General features: G+C 29.5%; 17 protein-coding genes and 3 pseudogenes. 10 read left to right on the forward strand and 10 right to left on the reverse strand.

Annotated elements, in window-relative coordinates:
• Positions 1-550 precede the first annotated feature (550 nt).
• From pdxT to LLF98_RS15230, 3 genes are all read right to left on the reverse strand, one after another.
• Entirely contained in the window at positions 551-1132 is a 582-nt protein-coding gene (pdxT, locus tag LLF98_RS15220; RefSeq protein WP_291705100.1) for a pyridoxal 5'-phosphate synthase glutaminase subunit PdxT, read from the reverse strand.
• Between the two features lies 1 nt (position 1133).
• Positions 1134-2003: a pyridoxal 5'-phosphate synthase lyase subunit PdxS gene (pdxS, locus tag LLF98_RS15225; RefSeq protein ID WP_291705102.1), complete on the reverse strand. Its 870-nt coding sequence runs from the start codon at positions 2001-2003 to the stop codon at positions 1134-1136.
• 103 nt (positions 2004-2106) lie between these two features.
• Positions 2107-3072, reverse strand: a complete 966-nt coding sequence (locus tag LLF98_RS15230) for an RsmD family RNA methyltransferase (protein WP_291705105.1) — start codon at positions 3070-3072, stop codon at positions 2107-2109.
• A gap of 417 nt (positions 3073-3489) precedes the next feature.
• Here LLF98_RS15230 and LLF98_RS15235 point away from each other — a divergent pair, with 417 nt between their 5' ends.
• The 8 genes and pseudogenes from LLF98_RS15235 to LLF98_RS15270 form a co-directional block, all read left to right on the forward strand.
• A complete protein-coding gene (locus tag LLF98_RS15235) occupies positions 3490-4650 on the forward strand; it encodes an ABC transporter substrate-binding protein (protein ID WP_291705107.1) in 1161 nt (386 codons plus the stop codon).
• A 26-nt stretch (positions 4651-4676) separates the two neighbouring features.
• Positions 4677-5552 (forward strand): branched-chain amino acid ABC transporter permease, encoded by an 876-nt coding sequence (locus LLF98_RS15240; RefSeq protein WP_291705109.1) that lies wholly within the window; start codon positions 4677-4679, stop codon positions 5550-5552.
• Positions 5553-5561: 9 nt separating this feature from the next.
• On the forward strand, positions 5562-6527 hold the full coding sequence (locus tag LLF98_RS15245) for a branched-chain amino acid ABC transporter permease (RefSeq protein ID WP_291705111.1): 966 nt from the start codon (positions 5562-5564) through the stop codon (positions 6525-6527).
• A gap of 4 nt (positions 6528-6531) precedes the next feature.
• Positions 6532-7290, forward strand: a complete 759-nt coding sequence (locus LLF98_RS15250; RefSeq protein WP_291705113.1) for an ABC transporter ATP-binding protein — start codon at positions 6532-6534, stop codon at positions 7288-7290.
• A gap of 3 nt (positions 7291-7293) precedes the next feature.
• Entirely contained in the window at positions 7294-7998 is a 705-nt protein-coding gene (locus tag LLF98_RS15255; protein WP_291705115.1) for an ABC transporter ATP-binding protein, read from the forward strand.
• Positions 7999-8285: 287 nt separating this feature from the next.
• Entirely contained in the window at positions 8286-8435 is a 150-nt protein-coding gene (locus tag LLF98_RS15260; RefSeq protein ID WP_291705117.1) for a hypothetical protein, read from the forward strand.
• 267 nt (positions 8436-8702) lie between these two features.
• Complete coding sequence (locus LLF98_RS15265; protein ID WP_291705119.1) at positions 8703-10838, forward strand: sodium-translocating pyrophosphatase; 2136 nt, start codon at positions 8703-8705, stop codon at positions 10836-10838.
• 37 nt (positions 10839-10875) lie between these two features.
• A pseudogene (locus LLF98_RS15270) lies at positions 10876-11043 on the forward strand (CGGC domain-containing protein); the annotation flags it as partial.
• A 114-nt stretch (positions 11044-11157) separates the two neighbouring features.
• Here the strand turns inward: LLF98_RS15270 and LLF98_RS15275 are convergent.
• The 4 genes from LLF98_RS15275 to LLF98_RS15290 all read right to left on the reverse strand — a co-directional run bounded on the left by LLF98_RS15275 (position 11158) and on the right by LLF98_RS15290 (position 15933).
• Positions 11158-12087: a DUF4474 domain-containing protein gene (locus LLF98_RS15275; RefSeq protein ID WP_291705120.1), complete on the reverse strand. Its 930-nt coding sequence runs from the start codon at positions 12085-12087 to the stop codon at positions 11158-11160.
• A gap of 183 nt (positions 12088-12270) precedes the next feature.
• Positions 12271-13353, reverse strand: a complete 1083-nt coding sequence (gene serC, locus LLF98_RS15280) for a 3-phosphoserine/phosphohydroxythreonine transaminase (protein ID WP_291705123.1) — start codon at positions 13351-13353, stop codon at positions 12271-12273.
• Positions 13354-13867: 514 nt separating this feature from the next.
• The gene (locus LLF98_RS15285) at positions 13868-14725 is read right to left on the reverse strand and encodes an ABC transporter substrate-binding protein (protein ID WP_291705125.1); all 858 of its coding nucleotides are present in this window, start codon (positions 14723-14725) and stop codon (positions 13868-13870) included.
• A gap of 614 nt (positions 14726-15339) precedes the next feature.
• Positions 15340-15933 carry an HTH domain-containing protein gene (locus tag LLF98_RS15290; RefSeq protein ID WP_291705127.1) on the reverse strand — a complete coding sequence of 198 codons (594 nt, stop codon included), beginning with the start codon at positions 15931-15933 and terminating at the stop codon, positions 15340-15342.
• Positions 15934-16493: 560 nt separating this feature from the next.
• Between LLF98_RS15290 and LLF98_RS15295 the strand changes: the two are divergent.
• Together LLF98_RS15295 and LLF98_RS15300 are read left to right on the forward strand one after the other, a co-directional pair.
• Positions 16494-17014 (forward strand): annotated as a pseudogene (locus LLF98_RS15295) (IS607 family transposase); the annotation flags it as partial.
• A gap of 41 nt (positions 17015-17055) precedes the next feature.
• Positions 17056-17358 (forward strand): annotated as a pseudogene (locus LLF98_RS15300) (transposase); the annotation flags it as partial.
• 542 nt (positions 17359-17900) lie between these two features.
• Here the strand turns inward: LLF98_RS15300 and LLF98_RS15305 are convergent.
• The 3 genes from LLF98_RS15305 to LLF98_RS15315 form a co-directional block, all read right to left on the reverse strand.
• Positions 17901-18239, reverse strand: coding sequence for a hypothetical protein (locus tag LLF98_RS15305; RefSeq protein ID WP_291705128.1), 339 nt, complete (start codon positions 18237-18239; stop codon positions 17901-17903).
• Between the two features lie 118 nt (positions 18240-18357).
• On the reverse strand, positions 18358-18612 hold the full coding sequence (locus tag LLF98_RS15310; protein WP_291705130.1) for an AsnC family protein: 255 nt from the start codon (positions 18610-18612) through the stop codon (positions 18358-18360).
• Positions 18613-18705: 93 nt separating this feature from the next.
• A partial coding sequence (locus LLF98_RS15315) for a recombinase zinc beta ribbon domain-containing protein (RefSeq protein WP_291705132.1) occupies positions 18706-19597 on the reverse strand: 892 nt, incomplete at its 5' end.

The raw sequence follows: 19597 nt of genomic DNA on the forward strand, positions 1-19597 counted from the left end.
TTAATCTTAGCTTACTCAATTAAAGAATTGCTGGTTTACTTAAATGTATTTATATTATTCTGTTCAATTTTCAAAGACCATTTTCTTTCACAACTTTCGTTGTAACTATTTGTTTTTATTTGTCACACTCAAGCGACTTACTTAGTGTATCACTTGTTTTGAATCTTGTCAACAATTTTTTTAAAATCTTTTAAATTCTTTTTTCAAAAAATTTTTATCAAATTTCTTCAAGTTGTTTGTATCTCTTTGCGACGTCTTTTATCTTAACACATATAGTTACCCTAATGATTATAATACCTACTGTCTTTTGACTTTAAATCCATAATTCTATATTATTCTCTATTTTTCTACATTATTCTAATATTGATACGCTAGGCCTAGTTACCCACTATTATACGCGTATAAATCAATTTAACTTTCACATTTAATATGTCTTATTTAAATGCAACAACTTTAAAAGAGCTACTAAAAATATATTGGAATGGAAATTTGTTATTATCCAATATATTTAGTAACTCTTTTGAAAACTATACTTTAATTTATTTTTCAATTATTTCACTTTATTATTGCAAGTATTTTTTAAGAAGTATTTTAAAAACCTTAAATCATTTGTTAATTCTGGATGAAAAGATGTTACTATAATATTATCTTGTTTAGCTGCTACTATCTTATTATGTACTTTACATAAAATCTTTACGTTTTCTTTCACTTCTGTGATATATGGAGCTCTAATAAAAACAAGTTCCATCTCTTCATTAGATATTTCATCTATTACCTTTTGAGTTTTAAAACTATCTATTTGAGTTCCAAATGCATTTCTTCTCACTTTAATATCCATAAGTTGAAGATGTTTCGATTCTTGACCATCTATTTCATTTGCTAATAGTATCATACCTGCACATGTCCCCCATGTAGGTAATCCTTTTTTTATCTTTTCTTTTAATGGTTCAATTAATCCTGTTACCTTAAGAAGCTTACCAATAGTCGTACTTTCTCCACCTGGCAATATTATCGCATCAATATCATTTAAATCTTCTTCTTTTTTTACTTGCACTCCAATATGCCCTAATGACTTTATTTGATTTAAATGTTCAATTACACCACCTTGGAGTGATAAAACTCCAACTTTCATTTTACCAGCCTCTTTCAGCATATTGTGTTTTAATTTCCTCTGCTGAAACTCCACTCATTGCTCCACCTAAATCAGTAGAAACTTCTGCTAATTTTTCAGGTTCATTATAGTAAGTAGTAGCAAGTACAATTGCTCTTGCTCTCTTTTCTGGATTATCCGATTTAAATATTCCGGATCCTACAAATACTCCATCACATCCTAATTGCATCATAAGAGCTGCATCTGCTGGAGTTGCAATACCACCTGCTGCAAAATTTACTACAGGTAACTTACCATTTTCCCAAACATACTTAACTAAATCATATGGTGCATTGAAGTTTTTAGCTAAAGTCATTAATTCTTCTTTTGATGCACTTTGTATTTGTTTTATTTGATCTGTCATAGTTCTCATATGCTTAACAGCTTGGACTACATCACCAGTACCGGCCTCACCCTTAGTTCTTATCATTGATGCACCTTCACCAATTCTTCTTAATGCTTCTCCAATATTAGTTGCCCCACAAACGAATGGAACTTTGAAATCTTCTTTATTTATATGATATTTGTCATCAGCTGGTGTAAGAACTTCACTTTCATCTATAAAGTCAATGTTTAATGCTTCTAGAATTTGTGCCTCTACAAAATGTCCAATTCTAACTTTAGCCATAACAGGAATTGATACTGCTTCTTGAATTTCCTTAATCATCTTAGGGTCTGACATTCTAGCAACTCCGCCTTCTTTTCTTATATCAGAAGGTACTCTTTCAAGTGCCATTACTGCGCAGGCTCCTGCTTTTTCTGCAATAATAGCCTCTTCTTTATTAACAACATCCATGATTACTCCGCCCTTTAACATTTGAGCAAGATTTTTATTTACTGATTCTCTTTCCATTATAAAATCCCCCTTTTTTTAGCTACTCATATAATAAAACATGTATGCATACAATGCAAATGTACCCATACATATTAATAATTTATATATCCCTTAATCTTTTCTACTCACAAATATTTATATATCGCTTAAACTTACCCTTACAAACATAGCATTTGTTAGTAATATCAAATCCTGCTTCTATAATATATTTATCCATATCTTCAAAGGTAACTATAACTAATTTATTTGTGATTCTACGAGCAGTTTTCATAAGTGCTGTTTGTTCTTCAAGAGTTGTTGATGTAAATACACCATATGGTAAATCTATGATAGCAGCATCATATTTTTCTTCGATATTATGCATATCCCCACTGGTTATTACATTTTTATATCCAAAGAACTCCACATTTTTTTTTGCATTTTCTGCTATACTTTTATTAATTTCATATCCTTTCACATCAATCCCTATTGAAAGAGCCTCAATGACAACTGTTCCTACCCCACAGCATGGATCAATTAATTTGCAAGCTAAATTATTTTCAACTGCAATATTAACTAATGCCCTAGCCACTCTTAATCCTAACGAATTTGAATATGAATAGGGTTTTTTATCATGAATATGCCATTCATAATCATTTCTTTCATATTCACCAAATATCCATCTTTCATGAACCCTAGCTACTCCAAGCATAACTTTAGGATTATGCATTTCAGACTGACCAGTTATAACAAGACCTATCTCTCTTATGCTTCTAAGTCTTTCCTTATAACTTACATCTCCATTTTCAAGTTTTATGTAACATACCTTAAAATCATCATAAGATAACCTATCTTTTACAACCTTATCTATTATTGCCTCCAAGGATTCTTCTTCATATATTATTGAAATCATATCCTTTATAAAAGGACTTCTTGATGGATTAACATAATAATCTGAAAATAAATATTTTTCACTTGGAATTTTATTAAAAAGACATTTCATTTCCGTCTTACATAAGTTTTCTTCAAATACAGGATAATTAATAGAATAAAAATACCTTCTATTAATGTTATGGATATTCTCAATATTTAATAGTTCTTTGTTCAATTCACTTCTACCTCTTAATTCTTTAATATGTTTGAAATTATTATTAAAACCATTATTTTTGTTAATAGATTCTACTATAAATACTACTATTTCATATAATTATGTATGTGCTACTGTAACAATAAAAATATATCCTATTCTTTATGAATAATCTAGACTAAACTTAACATAAATAATTTCTTACTACATATTTTTTAATTTTAACCTTATTTTGTAAATTTCTCATATAAAATTATACTGTTTTCAGATGTTTTTTATTATATTTATTATGAAATATTAAATATCATTCTTGTAGTTTCTTATTCTATATGATATTATATCAATAATATAAATATTTGTAATATGATAATTTATCAATATATTATCAATCAAATTATCATATTAATATTGTTGCTTATTGCAAAGGGGAGGATAATTATGAAAAAGACTTTACTTTCAGGAATTTTAGCTTCTGTAATGGCTATGACACTACTTACTGGTTGTGGTGGAAATACAGGATCAAGTACAAGTAGTACTACGGGGGATGCAATTAAAATTGGATCTATTGGACCTTTATCTGGTGCAGCATCTACATATGGTATATCTGTAAAAGAAGGTGCTGAATTATTACAAAAAGAAGTTAACGATGCTGGTGGAATTAACGGTAAAAAAATACAATTTGTTTTTGAAGATGATCAAGCTGATCCAAATTCAGCAATGCAAGCTTTCAATAAATTAGTTGATAATGAAAAAGTATGTGCAATCTTAGGACCTGTTACATCAGGTGCAACACTTGCAGTTGCTCAAAATGCAACATCAAAACAAATACCAATGATTACTCCAACTGCTACAGAACCAACTATAACAAAACAAGGTGGAGATTATATGTTTAGAGGTTGTTTTGTTGATTCTTTCCAAGGAGAGGTTCTTGGTAAATATGCTAGTGAAACATTAAAATCAAAAACAGCTGCTGTATTATACAATGCTGGTTCAGATTATTCAAAAGGAATAGCTGACAGCTTTAAATCAAAATTTGAAGCTGCTAGTGGAACAGTTGGTGAATTCCTTACTTACAATGACAAGGATACTGATTTTAAAGCTCAATTAACTAAAATTAAGACTTTAAATCCAGATGTAATAGTATTACCTGATTACTATAATGTTGTTGGACTTATTGCTAAACAAGCTAGAGAAATGGGAATAACATCACAATTCCTTGGCGGAGATGGTTGGGAATCAGAAGAGTTAACAAAGATTGGTGGCGATGCTGTAAATGGAGCATTATACATTAATCACTACTATTCTAGTGATCAAGATGCTGCTGTAAAGACATTTGTTGATTCTTACAAGAAAGAATACAATAAAGAACCAGATGCTTTTGCTGCTCTTTCATATGATACTTCTAAAATTTTAGTTAAAGCAATTGAAAAAGCTGGTAAAACAGATGGTGCTGCTATTAAAGATGCTTTAGCTGGAATGGAAATAAACAGTGTTACTGGTAACATCAAATTTGGTAGTGATAGAAGTGCTATAAAGAGTGCTGTTATTATAAAAGTTGATGAAAATAAAAAAGTTTTAGCGGGTAAAGTTAACCCTTAATATTTTAACATGGAGGAGAATATACTATGGAATTTTTACAACAACTAATTAACGGTTTAGCCTTAGGTAGTGTATATGCCCTCCTAGCATTAGGATATACAATGGTATATGGAATAATACAGTTAATAAACTTTGCTCATGGTGAAATATATATGATAGGAGCCTTCGCAGGCTTCTATTCTGCTTCAACGCTAAAATTACCATTAATACCAACATTATTGGTTGCAATGGCAGTTTCAGCTTTAGCAGGAATAATTATAGAAAAGGTTGCTTATAAGCCATTAAGAAATTCTCCAAGAATTGCTTTGCTTATTACAGCAATTGGAGTTTCTTTATTCTTGCAAAATGCTATGAGATTATTAGTTGGATCTAACCCAAAACCATTTCCTGATTTAATTAATGCTGGGAGTATTAATATAGGATCTATTCAAATTGAAGTTAAAACAATATTAATGTTTGGAGTTTCCGCACTTCTTGTTATTTTGCTTCAATTTATTGTTTATAAAACAAAAATGGGAAAAGCTATGAGAGCATCTTCTCAAGATATGGAAGCAGCTTCTCTTATGGGTATAAATGTTGATAACACCATCTCTCTTACCTTTGCTATAGGCTCTGCTTTAGCTGGTATAGCAGGAGTTTTAGTTGCAATATCTTACCCTAGCATTACTCCTTATATGGGAGCCATGCCTGGACTTAAAGCCTTCGTTGCCGCAGTACTTGGTGGAATTGGAAGTATACCTGGAGCTCTTGTTGGTGGAATTGCTATTGGATTACTTGAAACTTTTTCTAAAGCTTATATATCAACAAACTTTTCAGATGCAATTGTTTTTGCAATTCTAATTATAATACTTTTAATTAAGCCTGCTGGTCTATTAGGTAAAAAGATCAGTGTGAAAGTGTAGGTGTTAATTATGAAGAATTTTTTTAACAAGAAGACTATTACTATTATATTAGGAGTCCTGATTACATACGTAGTACTATTTGGCTTAATTAGTGCAGATGTTATTAACTCATATTATAAAGGAATTATTACTTTTTCCTTAATCAATATTATATTGGCTGTCTCATTAAACTTAATAGTTGGATTTACAGGCCAATTATGTTTAGGTCATGCTGGATTTATGTCTATAGGCGCTTATGTGTCAGCATTAATAAGTCAAAAAGCAGGTATGCCATTTGTTGTTTCAATATTTATTGGTGCAATAGTTGCATGTATATTTGCAGCTTTAATAGGATATCCTACTTTAAAACTTACAGGAGACTATTTTGCAATAACTACCTTAGCTTTTGGTGAAATCATTAGAATAATCATTATGAATATTAATGTGGTTGGTGGTGCTCGTGGATTTACAGGCATACCAATAAAAACTACCTTTACAGTTGCTTTTGTATTCATGGTAATTAGCATTATTGTAATAAAAAATGTTATCAATTCATCTCAGGGTAGAGCGATGCTTTCTGTTCGTGAAAATGAAATAGCTGCTGAATCTATGGGAATCAATGCATTTAAGTATAAAATGATGGCATTTGTTATTGCTGCTTTTTTTGCTGGACTTGCTGGTGGACTTTATGCTCATTATGCTGGCTATATAAAACCAGATTCCTTTGACTTTAACAAATCAATAGATTATTTAACTTTTGTTGTATTTGGTGGTATGGGATCATTATCTGGTTCAGTTATTGCTGCTACAGTATTAACTTTCCTACCAGAACTTTTAAGGGGAATGGGCGATTTTAGAATGATTTTATACCCATTAGCATTAATAATTCTTATGATATTTAGACCTGAAGGATTATTAGGAGATAAAGAAGTTTCTCTTAATATAATTAGAAATATATTACCTGATAAAAAGTCAAAAGACAGAAAGGAGGCTTAATTCAATGTTAGATGTTCAAAATTTATCAATTGTATTTGGTGGATTAAAAGCAGTTTCAGATTTTAACCTTACCATAGATGAAAAACAAATTGTTGGACTTATAGGACCTAATGGTGCTGGTAAGACTACAGTATTTAACATGCTAACTGGTGTTTATACTCCAACTGAAGGTACCATATCTTATCTTGGAGAAAGAATTCAAGGTCTTAAGCCTTATAATATTACAAAAAAGAAAATAGCTAGAACCTTTCAAAACATTCGTCTATTTTCTAATCTTACTGTTCTTGATAATGTTAAAGTTAGTTTTAATTATAGAATAAATTATTCTCTTTTTGATTCTATATTTAGAACCCCTAAATTCAGAAAAACAGAGGCAGAAATTATAGATAAAAGTATTGAACTATTAAAAGTCTTTTCTCTTGATACAAAAAAAGATGACTTAGCTAGTAATCTTCCTTATGGAGAACAAAGAAAGCTTGAAATAGTAAGAGCTCTTGCAGCCGAGCCATCATTATTATTATTGGATGAACCTGCTGCTGGTATGAATCCTCAAGAAACTGTAGAACTTATGGAACTTATAAATTGGATTAAAGATAAATTCCATATATCAATTCTTTTAATAGAGCATGATATGAAACTTGTTATGGGAATTTGCGATAAAATTGCAGTTCTTGATTATGGGAAGAAAATTGCTGAAGGTACTCCAGATGAAATTAAAAACAACCCTAAGGTAATTGAAGCTTATCTTGGAGAGGGGGCTTAAAAAATGTTAAAAGTAGATAACATTAATCTATATTATGGCGTAATTCATGCATTAAAAGATATTTCCCTTGAAGTAAAACAAGGTGAAATAGTAACATTAATAGGAGCTAACGGTGCTGGTAAGACGTCTACCCTTAGAGCTATATCAGGACTAGAACCAATAAAATCAGGTAAAGTTACTTTTAAGAATTCAGAATTAAATACGATTCCTGCTAATAAAATAGTTTCTTTAGGTCTTTCTCACGTTCCAGAAGGAAGAAGAGTTTTTCCTCAATTATCAATTTTAGAAAATCTAGAATTAGGTGCTTATTTAAGAAAAGATAAAGTTGGCATAAAGCAGGACATGGAAATGGTATTTTCTAAATTTCCAAGATTAAAAGAAAGAATAAAGCAACATGCAGGTACACTTTCTGGTGGTGAACAACAAATGCTTGCAATAGGTAGAGCATTAATGAATAGACCGGAAATGCTTATACTAGATGAACCTTCAATGGGACTTGCACCGCTTGTTGTTAGAGATATTTTTGATACAATTGTTGAAATTAATAAATCTGGAACAACTATACTTCTAGTTGAACAAAATGCTAATATGGCACTTGCTATTGCCCATAGAGCTTATGTTCTTGAAACTGGTAAAATAGTAAAGTTTGGAGATGCTAAAGAACTTCTTAATGACGATAGTATTAGGAGTGCTTATCTTGGGGAATAATTTGAAATTTACATATTTGAAATAAAGTAAATAGTCAAATATAGCTTCATATAAATAAAGTTGGGCGAATGATTAAAAATCACTTGCCCAACTTTATTTATTATATTTAGGTAGTTAATTAATAGTTTTAAAATATATATTAAGTACACGTAAGAAAATAATAGACAAAAGATGTGCCTTAAATTATTAGTTAATGTAAAATCAAATAAAGATATTTATATGAATATATTCTTTTCCATAATGGCAAACTAAGTATATATAAAAACATATATAGGAGGTTGTAGTTTATGAATAATGAAGGGAATAGTTCAGTACACGATATAGCTAAAAAAATGATAATTGACGGTGAATCTTTTGATACTATAATGGAAAAAACTCATTTAAGATTAAAAGATTTAAGAAGGATTCAAAGAGATGAAATAGATCCCAAGTTCTAGATTTAATATTTTAATAAATACTCTCTTTTTAAGACAGTATTTATTATGTATATAAATATATTACTATTAAATAAAGTTGGACTATCTAAAAATTAATTGATTTGAATTAATTTTTAGATAGTCTAACTTTATTTATCTTATTTTTTATTAAAATATATATTGTGTATTTTGAAAAAAATATAATGATTTGTAATTTTATCATTATTTTAAAAATATAAATATAATTATAGAAATATTTATATTTTCAAAATAAAGGGGATGTTGTAAATGATGTCATATTTTATTCTTATTTATGGTGTTATAATTATTTCACTTATTGTAATCCTTTATCTAGTTAAATATACTTTTTCCCAAGACACAGGCACAGTTGAAATGCAAGAAATATCAAATTATATCAAAGAAGGTGCCATGGCATTTATAAAAAGGCAATATAAGACAATATCTATTTTATCCATTATAACTTTATTTTTAATTATCTTATGTAATTATATAGGTAATTCTTCAAAAGGTTCTAGCATTGCTATCTTCATGTCATTTCAAACAGGTATAGCATTCATAGCAGGTGCATTTTGTTCTGCTTTATCTGGTTATATTGGCATGTATATGGCAGTTAATTCAAATGTAAGAGCTGCTGCTGGTGCAAAAAAAGGCTTAAATAACGCTCTTCAAATAGCACTTAAAGGTGGTACTGTTACTGGACTAGCTGTTACTTCTCTCTCCCTTTTAGGCGTTGCTTCTCTTTTCCTTATATATGGAGGCATTTCAGGCAATGATGCACTTATAAAAGAATCCCCTTCTCTTATAGTTGGTTTTGGCTTTGGTGCTTCCTTTGTTGCACTTTTTGCGCAACTTGGAGGAGGTATCTACACAAAAGCTGCTGATGTTGGTGCAGATCTTGTTGGTAAGGTTGAAGCTGGTATTCCAGAAGATGATCCTAGAAATCCTGCTGTTATTGCAGACCTTGTTGGTGATAATGTTGGCGATTGCGCTGGTAGAGGTGCAGATCTTTTCGAGTCCACAGCTGCTGAAAATGTAGGTGCTATGATTCTAGGCGTTGCACTTTATCCTGTTTTTGGATGGAAGGGAATATTATTTCCACTTGTGGCACGTGCCTTTGGTATTTTAGCCTCAATAGTAGGAATATTTCTTGTTAAAGTCAAAGATGACAATGATGATCCTATGAAAGCCTTAAAGAATGGTTTTGTTATAACCTCCTTAATCAATGTAGTACTTCTATTCTTTGTAGTTAAAAATATGTTAAGTGGCACCCTTGGAAATGGAACTAAAGTAAACTATATTTATTTATACGGCTGTGCCCTTGCTGGAATATTTTTAAGTTATATATTTGTAATTATTACTGATTATTATACTTCAATAACCCATAAGCCTGTAAAAGATATAGCTAACTCTTGTGAAACTGGAGCTGGAACTAACATAATCACTGGCTTATCTGTGGGTATGCAGTCTACTGCTTTACCAGTAATATTTATATCTTTATGCATATTTGTTTCTTATAAATTAGCTTCTCTAGCTTTACCTGGAGTTGCAAATTCCGGTTTATATGGTACCGCAATAGCTACTATGGGAATGCTTTCAACCTGCACATACATTCTTGCTATGGATACCTTTGGACCAATAACTGATAATGCTGGTGGAATTACAGAAATGTCTGGTGCTTCTGAAGATATCAGAACCGTAACTGACAGATTAGATGCTTGTGGTAATACTACAAAAGCCTTAACAAAAGGTTATGCAGTAGGTTCAGCAGCTCTTGCTACCTTCTTACTATTTTCTGCTTACTTAGATGAAGTTAAAAGGATACTTGATATGCCTTTAGATTCTTGGTTTGCAGTTGATATAGGAAAACCCGAAGTATTTATTGGTGGTTTCATAGGTGCTATGATTGTATTCTTATTTAGTTCTACTGCAATAAGTGCTGTTAGTCGAGCTGCTCAATATGTAATATTAGAAGTCAGAAGACAATTCAAAGAAATTCCAGGAATAATGGAAAGAACAGCAAAACCTGATTATGCTCGTTGTGTTGACATCGTTACTAAAGGAGCCTTAAAAGAAATGGTGCTCCCTGGAATATTAGTAATTTCTGCTCCTATAATAGTTGGAGTGGTTCTAGGCAAGGAAGCTGCTGCTGGTTTTCTAATGATAACTACCATTGTAGGTGTTATCATGGCTCTATTCCTAAATAATGGTGGTGGTGCATGGGATAATGCTAAGAAGCTCATAGAACTAGGAGAACATGGTGGCAAAAATTCTGAAGCACACAAAGCTAGTGTAGTTGGTGATACAGTTGGCGATCCATTTAAGGATACTGCTGGTCCATCACTTCATGTACTTATAAAACTTGTAAGTACTTTGACCTTAGTCTTTGTAGCACTATTTAGTTAAAACTTACTTACAATCCGTAATACTTAATTATTGATAAATGAATATAAAATATGTAGTTATTATTCAATGTGATATTGCACATAACTGTTGTAATGATTTTGCTTGTATTAATGCTTTTTACAATAAAGATTCTGTCTTTGAGAATTATGACGGATGTCCTCATATTGACTATATTAAGGCTATTATATTGAAAAAAGGTTATAAGAAAACAGCTAATACCATATTTTTTTCCTCAGCATTAAAGTGTATTCTAGAGCTTGTTTATAACATCACTCATCTTAAAGGCAGGAACTTAATTCCTGCCTTTAATAACATTAATTTAAATATTTTCAGGATTTTTCATACTTCTCAAATAACTTCTCAGTTTTGCTTTATCCATTATTTCTTCATATATCTCAGGTGCTTTAGTTTGGATTGCATTTATTTTATCTGTAACATTATCATATACTTTAACGATATCATTATATCTATCACATAATATCTTATTTTTCGCTTGAATGATTCTATCTGTTTCTGGCGTTCTTGTAATTGGCTGTGGTGTATATGGTTTACCAAAAATTAAAGCTACATTATTTCCATTTACTTCAAAGGTTCCCTCTATTTCAAATTCCTTTTCCTTCTCAAAATATCCTACAGCTTCTAATGCCTCTACAAATGTCTTGCACATGAAGTCATCTTTTAAAGTAATATTTAACTTCATAGTTAGTTCTGAGGGTTCTGAATACTCTCCAAGTTTAAAACCTGCTAACCACCAATGTTGGTCATCTCTTTCAAAAAGTCTTTCCCCATTCTTATATAAAGTAAAAAACATTTTCAATCTATCTTCATTACTTGCACAATTATAGAACATATATTTATACATTGCGGGAATATTTAAAATTGGTTCTTCTGTTGTATATACTCCAACCTCACAACCAGTATTTAAATCATACTGACCTTTCCATAGTTCAATGAGCCATAATTTCCCTTCATATTTAAAATAAATTGGTTCACAATCTACAATCATCCCAAAAGGTGCTGATCCTTCATCATACAAGCGACTATATCCCATATTCCTTTGCCATGGATTCATATTACAATAAAATATATCTTGTTCTGAATCATAGCCATAACCAGCAATTTCTATTCCTTTATCTATCAAACTATTATCTATATCTAACTTGTCCCTACCCATAACCTTATTTAACGTACTTTTAATGCTTTTTATTATTCGAATTCCAGCAAGTATAGATATCAAATCTCCAACCATAAATACTCACCCCAAATAAATTATTTCTTTATATAATATTCTTTATATAATCATTATGTTAAAAAAAGTAGATAGTTTTGCTTTTACATAAAACTATCTACTGTAATATAATAAAGAACTCCCTATTCAAATAATTTGAATAGGGAGTTCTTTATTACTTTTTATATTTTCATATACTTATTATTATTTATTTTCTTCTTCAAATTTCTTCATGAATTCTACTAAAGCTTTAACACCTTCTATTGGCATAGCATTGTATATACTTGCTCTCATACCGCCAACAGTTCTATGTCCTTTTATGTTTTCAAATCCTGCTGATTTAGCTTCTTTTACAAATTTAGCATCTAATTCGTCTGAACCAGTTACAAAAGGTACATTCATTAACGAACGATCTTTCTTTACAACGGTTCCTTTAAACATACTGCTTGAATCAAGGTAGTCATATAGTATAGAAGCTTTTTCTTCATTAATCTTCTTCATTGCTTCTAATCCACCTTTATTTTTAACCCAGTTAAATACTTTTCCACATATGTATATTCCATATGCTGGTGGTGTATTATATAATGAATCATTATCTGCATGAATTTTATATTTTAACATAGTTGGAGTACCTGGTAAAACTTCATCTGTAATTAAATCTTCACGAATTATTACTACAACAACTCCTGCTGGACCTGCATTCTTTTGGACTCCTGCAAAAATTAATCCATACTTAGTTACATCAACTGGCTCAGATAAGAAATCTGATGACATGTCAGCTACTAATATCTTATCTCCTACTTCTGGTAATTCCTTATAAGTAGTTCCATAGATAGTATTGTTATGACATATGTATACATAATCAGCATCATCTGAAATCTTTAAATCTTTTAAATCTGGTATATATGAAAAAGTTTTATCTTCTGAAGAAGCTAATATATTAACTTTTCCAAATATTTTTGCTTCTGATGCTGCCTTTTTAGCCCATTGTCCTGTAACAATATGATCTGCAACTTTGTTTTTCATTAAGTTCATTGGAATCATTGCAAATTGTTGTGATGCCCCACCTTGAAGGAATAATACCTTATAGTTGTCTGGAATATTCATTAATTCTCTTAATGTTTTTTCAGCGTCCCCAATAATCCCCTCAAAAGCTTTGGAACGATGACTCATTTCCATTACTGACATACCAGTACCTTTGTAGTCTAACATTTCTTCTGCTGCTTCTTTAAGCACCTCTTCAGGTAACACAGCTGGTCCTGCTGAAAAATTATACACTCTTGACATTAAAAAAAGCCCCCTTAAATATTATATTTCTATTTTATAATATTATATCACAATTTAAATATCAAGGAATAAATTACATATAAATAAATTCAAATATATCCAGCTCAAATTAGGAGCAACTACGCTTGATATAAGAAGTGATTTTGATAAAAATGAGTTAGGAGAGATCTTAGCTGTGGTGATGAAGCCCTTAAATCTCTGAAGCTTTCAGAACAAATAGGCTCCAAAGCACTCGCAGGTAAAAGTTAATTTCAAAGAATTCATATTTGGTTCAATGTACTAATACTTTTTAACATAATGATGCAGTTATTTTTACATTGTCTTTATTAATCTTGGTTATCCAATACTTTAATGCTGATACGGAAATGAAATTTCTAATTCTTCATCAAGGTTTTAATATTATGCTAAGATTAAAACTGCCTCAAAAGTATCAACATTAATTTGAAATTTAATAAATTCAAGAGCAGTAGCCAGGAGAAATCCAACTACTGCTTTATTTTTGGCTTTAAAGTATTTACATATGCTCATCTTTAATTGAAACAAAATATTTTTCATTTAATCCATATTTTCTTAGAATTTTTTCAATTATTCTCTCATCTTTCAGTTCATCAACTTTTTCATTGATTGCTTCAGCTAAGGTAGTATCACTTTTCCTAACTGCGGCTGCTACTTTACCCGGATATTCTGATATATAGTTTGTTGGAGGCAATATTGTTAAATATAGATTTTTATTCTGTGATATCATATATTCTGCAAAAATGGAAGTAACTATACCAGCATCTACTTTTCCGGCATTTACTGCTGATAATAAATCACTTTGGCTTTCAAATTCTACTATATTTTTTACAACTCCTTCTTTTTGCCATTTTTGAGCTAATTCTAAATAAACTGTTCCAGTTACTACTCCAATTGCTGCATTTTTTAAATCTTCCTTAAAAACAATTTTTGAAACTCTAGGCGTAATGATGGCTTCGGAATCTTTGTACCATATATTTGTAAATAATGCTTCTTTTTGACGTTCATCAGTAACATACAATCCATTAGCAACTATATCTATTTCATCATCATTATTTAATTGAGTTAATAAATCTTCGAATTTAACTTGCTTCATTTGAACTTTATTAATGCCAAGTCTTTTTGCAACTTCCTTTAAAATCTCTTCATCTATCCCGGTAAATTCCTTAGTTTTAGGATCTATATAAGCAAATGGTATATCATTTGCTGAAGCAATAGTTAATACTCCTTTTTCTTTTATTACCTCCAATCTATCTTTTGGTTTATCGCTATTTGGAATTTGAGCACCACAAACGATTAATTCAATACAATTCACTATAAAAATAAATATAATCAAGAATTTTTTACATATTTTCATAAATTAAATTCCTTCCTCTCTATACTTTGATTTTCTCCTTGTCATTATAATTCTATTAATCCTTCGTATGATAATTTTAATCTATAATATTTAATATTAGGTTGTCTTTTAAATATAGAATTTATTCTATATAAGTTGCAATAATAAATTTATAATACAGAAAATTCTACAAATATAAATTATCAAAATATATAAAACTATAATAATATACTGGACAGTCAAAAGTTCTATAAAAAAAGACCCCATAAAATACAGTCAGTAGAACTAGTATTTAAACCGTTTTTTTCTACTGTCTATTTTATAGGTATCATTTTAAAGAAAATTACTTTATTATTTTTATAAGTGATCTTAAAAATATCATGTTGTCTAAAAATATTGATTTTTATATATTGAAAAACTTTGCAACTGAAGTATCAGCTAATTATATAAGTTACACTAAAAGTCACACATTATATGCTCAAGAAGTTTTAAAAAGATATAAAATTCATATAAACAAATAAAAACCCACAACAACACATTTTGAATATGTTTGTAGGTTTCATGGTGGAGATTAATTGTATTTTATTTATTCTACATATAAAAATACTTATTATATAAAACTTTATTTAATAAACTTAAACATTATCAGAATCCTCAAACTCGCTCTTTAATGTTTGTAAAATATCATTAGTGCTTGCAACTAATCCTCTTTTTATCAATTCAATAATAGCATAATCTATTTCAGAATATTTCTTTATTCTCATAAACAGTTCTATTTTTTCAATAGTTGCTTCTGGTAAGTGTCTTTTTAGTAATGATATTAAGCTATTTTCTTCATTTTTAATATGTGCTTCGCTTTTTATAAATGTATCATTTTTTATAACCGCATCACTTTTAATAAGCACATCATTTTTTATAAATGTATCATTTCTAATATGTACATCATTGCAAGTTTCATTCTTTTTTATAACATCCATTTCTGGAAGTCCTATCATTCTTCCTTTATCAGTATTAATGAATGCTAATTTAGGATTATTCCCCATATTCATTCTAATATTTCTTTCAAGAACCTGAGATAAACTAATAACTGGATTCTTAGCTTTACTAGGAGCTATTAAATTTTCTTTTAAAGCAATTTCAGCTATTTCCTTAGCTTTAATAGGATAATTACGTTGTTTTAAAATTTCTGCAGCGGCTTGTTGTATTGTAAAAAAACTCTCTTCTTTCATCTATAATCACCTTCCTAATCAACAATCAATAAACAATCAACTAATAATCAATTAACAATCATGCATCAATCAACAAATAATCATCAACAATCACATTATATGCTCTTTTTAATCATCAGTCAACAATACATATGATTAAAATCGATTATTGATGCTTTCTCAATGATTATTAATCGATTGTAACAAATTTTATTCTTAAAACAAAAAATAAAGAAACTTTTATCATCAGATTTCATTTCATTGTATTGATTAATTTCTTAAATTTTATTGCAGCCATAGTTTATAAAAGACTCTTGATACCCAACTTTCGAAACCAGTTATTCCGCTATTTTCTAAAGTAGTATTTCTTAAGTAATATTGATGACTAATAATTCTCTAAAAATTATAGTTAATATTTTGAATAAAAATCAACCATTGTAATTGATAGTGGATATGACAGTGGTGCTATTGATCCATCAGAAATAGAGGGTGACAACAGTTAAATAAAATATATAGAAATCTATAAAAATATATTGGATAATATTAAGTTATTTGTTATGCTTATATTGAGGTGATGGTTAATGAAGTATTATTTAATAGGTAAAACGCCTCAGATATTAGGGGATTGGCACAAAAAAGGTTCGTTCCACAACACATAATAGATGGTGGTACGAGATATTATTCACAAGAGCAACTTAATCATTTTTTAGGTATTAAAGGCATTGAAACTAAAAAAGTAATTGGATATTGTAGCGTATCAAGTAATAAACAAAAAGACGATTTAGAAAGACAGGTTGAAAATGTAAAAACATACATGATTGACAAAGGATATTCTTTTGATGTTATTACAGACGTAGGAAGTGGAATTAACTACAATAAAAAAGGATTAAATCAATTAATAGATATGATAACTAATTCAGAAGTTGAAAAGATAGTAATTCTATATAAAGATAGATTATTAAGATTTGAATTTGAAATTATAGAAAATCTATGTAATAAATATGGAATTACTATTGAAATTATAGACAATACTAAAAAGACCGAGGAACAGGAATTAGTTAAAGATTTAATTCAAATTGTTACAGTTTTTAGTTGTAGTTTATAAGGCAAGAGAGCTAATAAGACTAAAAAAATGATTAAGGAGTTGTTATGGAAACACTTAATATTAAAGGTATGATGAAAAATAAGCATTTATCAAAAGCTATAGCACAGCAAAGATTATATGAATTCAAAAAACAACTTCAATACAAATGTGAATTTAATGAAATTAAATTTATTGAAGCTGATAAATGGTATCCATCATCAAAGATTTGTAGTAAATGTGGACATATAAAACTAAAGCTTTCATTATCAGAAAGGACATATACCTGTGAAGAATGTGGTTGTGTTATAGATAGGGATTATAATGCAAGTATCAATTTATCAAGATATAGATTAGTAGTTTAATCATTTAAAATATACTGCTAATATGTACCATGGCCATCTAATGTAAAATTAGATTTAAGAACTCGAACAAAAATAGCTAATGACTCTAATGCCCTTGATGTTGGAATTGTAAATACAATTAACAATAAAAATTCATAATATATATTACAATATAATTTATTAATTAGTTTAATTATAAAATACCTAATTTTAATGTAACTCTTAATTTTTAACATATATATTTAAAGACTGTGGATAATATATATTATTTTAAAACTACACGCTGATTATACAAAAAAATCTGCCTTGCAGTCTGTGGATTTATCCACATTTAAAAATTATCCACAGACTTCAATTTATTATAATTTTCCCATATTGGAAGAAAGCAGTAGGTAGTTTTATTTTTTACACAAAACTATCTACTGTTCTATTGTTTCATATATTCCCTTTTATTAAATTCCGCATTTATTTGTGATATGGTTCACCGTATCAGTAGCAAGTGATATAGTTTTTTATATAAAAATAGAATACCTAAAAAGGCATTCTATTAATGTACCATCAGTTTAATATCCACAGTTTGACTCTTTAATGCACGGCTCCATCAAACTTATTTGATCGCTATATTCGCTACGTATATCTTTTACCTTATCTAACATTGTTGTATACTTTTCTTCTTTTAGAAGTCCTATTGTATCTAAAACTAAATTTAATTCTGAAGTAAATTTATCTATCTTATTTATTTCAGAAGATACATTATCATAATAAGATTCTAGACCTTCTATATCTGCACATTCTTGAAGATATCCATCCATATCTTCAATATTCTCTTCATCATAGTATTCTTCTATTTCTTCATATTGTTTAATATATTTTTTTAATTTATTAGTATTAGGGTTTGGCATATTTATATCTCTCCTTAAAATATACATTAATAATTGCTTGCAGAGTTCTATAATAATTTAATTTTCCAACATTGCAACTATCTATATATTAATTTAATGCGATTCTGCAATCATGTTATTATCCTATATTTCTTCTAGATAAATTATTTTTAGCCGCAATATTATTAACAGTAGATGGTGATACTCCCACATCTTCTGCAATTTCTTTATATGTATATCTTGGCTTGCTAGAACCAGGTTTATTGGTTTCCTGCAACATTCTAACAATTTCTCGTTCTTCAGCATTTTTTAGCCTTTGTTCATGGTCTTTAACTGTTTCTTTTAGTTGATTAAGTTCATTTTGAATAGTTTTCATTTTTGGTCTATTTGCCATTTTTATCACTCTCCTATTTAGATAAATTGTACATTTGGTAAATAAATTATACATCTAGTAAACAAATTATGCAATCAATAAATAACTTATTTACTAGATAGATATTTTTATATTCACAGGATTTATCATCAATCTTCTTCTAGAAGCAAAATAAGAAGGAGAACCTCCTCCATTTCCATCTGGGCTTGGTTCTCCTCCATTACTTAGATACATTATTAAGTTATCATTGATGTTAAGCTCTATTGATTCGATATCTCTAGTTTTGTTTATGGTTATTTTTGAAATCAGCATATGAAGTAGCTTCTTTTGTTGCTCCCTTGAAGGCAACTCAGATAACATCTTACTGAAACTTGACAGTATTTCTCTTACAAACTCATACGAAACCTCCTGCACACCATCATCTAGGATGTTGCTCTTTAGGTTGTTTACTTCCTGTTGGAGCATTTCCTCTCTTGATGTTATCTCTGCCATTCTATCTGAGAAATCTTTTTTAGTTATTATGTCATCCTCATAGGCTTCAAACACTTTTTTCTTCTTAGCTTCTACCTTTTCCAGCTCCTTCAAAATCTTTTCTAGTTCATCTTTTGAAGGGTCTACCATCGCTTTTCTAGTTGAATTTATGTTTACTACTATATCTTTGATTAATTTGTCATTACTTAGTAGTTCTGATAGCTTACCAAACACATAGTCATTAGCTTTATTGACATTGATTGAATTACTATGGCAAACTGCTGTACCCTTATTCTTCCAAGCACCGCAACAGTAGTATTCTATCCTATGCCTTGTTCCATCTTTTCTTGCCTTGGAACTTCTCATGATGACCATTCCTGCTCCACATACAGGACATTTTAGTATTCCTGTCAATGGAAATTCTCCATCATAGATTCTAGATGGCTTACCTTTACTATCTTCCATCATTTTTTGCACCCTATCCCAAAGCTCTTGGTCTATTATTGCTTCATGTATTCCATCTACTATTAGTGGA

Origin of the sequence: Clostridium sp. (genome assembly GCF_021372645.1) — a bacterium.
Lineage (GTDB): Bacteria > Bacillota > Clostridia > Clostridiales > Clostridiaceae > Clostridium.

What these genes read in the sequence shown, in the direction of transcription:
- pdxT (WP_291705100.1), bottom strand. Translation starts at nt 1,132, where the DNA reads ATGAAAGTTGGAGTTTTATCACTCCAAGGTGGTGTAATTGAACATTTA.
- LLF98_RS15275 (WP_291705120.1), bottom strand. Translation starts at nt 12,087, where the DNA reads ATGGTTGGAGATTTGATATCTATACTTGCTGGAATTCGAATAATAAAA.
- LLF98_RS15305 (WP_291705128.1), bottom strand. Translation starts at nt 18,239, where the DNA reads ATGCCAAACCCTAATACTAATAAATTAAAAAAATATATTAAACAATAT.
- LLF98_RS15285 (WP_291705125.1), bottom strand. Translation starts at nt 14,725, where the DNA reads ATGAAAATATGTAAAAAATTCTTGATTATATTTATTTTTATAGTGAAT.
- LLF98_RS15310 (WP_291705130.1), bottom strand. Translation starts at nt 18,612, where the DNA reads ATGGCAAATAGACCAAAAATGAAAACTATTCAAAATGAACTTAATCAA.
- LLF98_RS15255 (WP_291705115.1), top strand. Translation starts at nt 7,294, where the DNA reads ATGTTAAAAGTAGATAACATTAATCTATATTATGGCGTAATTCATGCA.
- LLF98_RS15245 (WP_291705111.1), top strand. Translation starts at nt 5,562, where the DNA reads ATGAAGAATTTTTTTAACAAGAAGACTATTACTATTATATTAGGAGTC.
- pdxS (WP_291705102.1), bottom strand. Translation starts at nt 2,003, where the DNA reads ATGGAAAGAGAATCAGTAAATAAAAATCTTGCTCAAATGTTAAAGGGC.
- LLF98_RS15265 (WP_291705119.1), top strand. Translation starts at nt 8,703, where the DNA reads ATGATGTCATATTTTATTCTTATTTATGGTGTTATAATTATTTCACTT.
- LLF98_RS15260 (WP_291705117.1), top strand. Translation starts at nt 8,286, where the DNA reads ATGAATAATGAAGGGAATAGTTCAGTACACGATATAGCTAAAAAAATG.
- LLF98_RS15235 (WP_291705107.1), top strand. Translation starts at nt 3,490, where the DNA reads ATGAAAAAGACTTTACTTTCAGGAATTTTAGCTTCTGTAATGGCTATG.
- LLF98_RS15290 (WP_291705127.1), bottom strand. Translation starts at nt 15,933, where the DNA reads ATGAAAGAAGAGAGTTTTTTTACAATACAACAAGCCGCTGCAGAAATT.
- serC (WP_291705123.1), bottom strand. Translation starts at nt 13,353, where the DNA reads ATGTCAAGAGTGTATAATTTTTCAGCAGGACCAGCTGTGTTACCTGAA.
- LLF98_RS15240 (WP_291705109.1), top strand. Translation starts at nt 4,677, where the DNA reads ATGGAATTTTTACAACAACTAATTAACGGTTTAGCCTTAGGTAGTGTA.
- LLF98_RS15250 (WP_291705113.1), top strand. Translation starts at nt 6,532, where the DNA reads ATGTTAGATGTTCAAAATTTATCAATTGTATTTGGTGGATTAAAAGCA.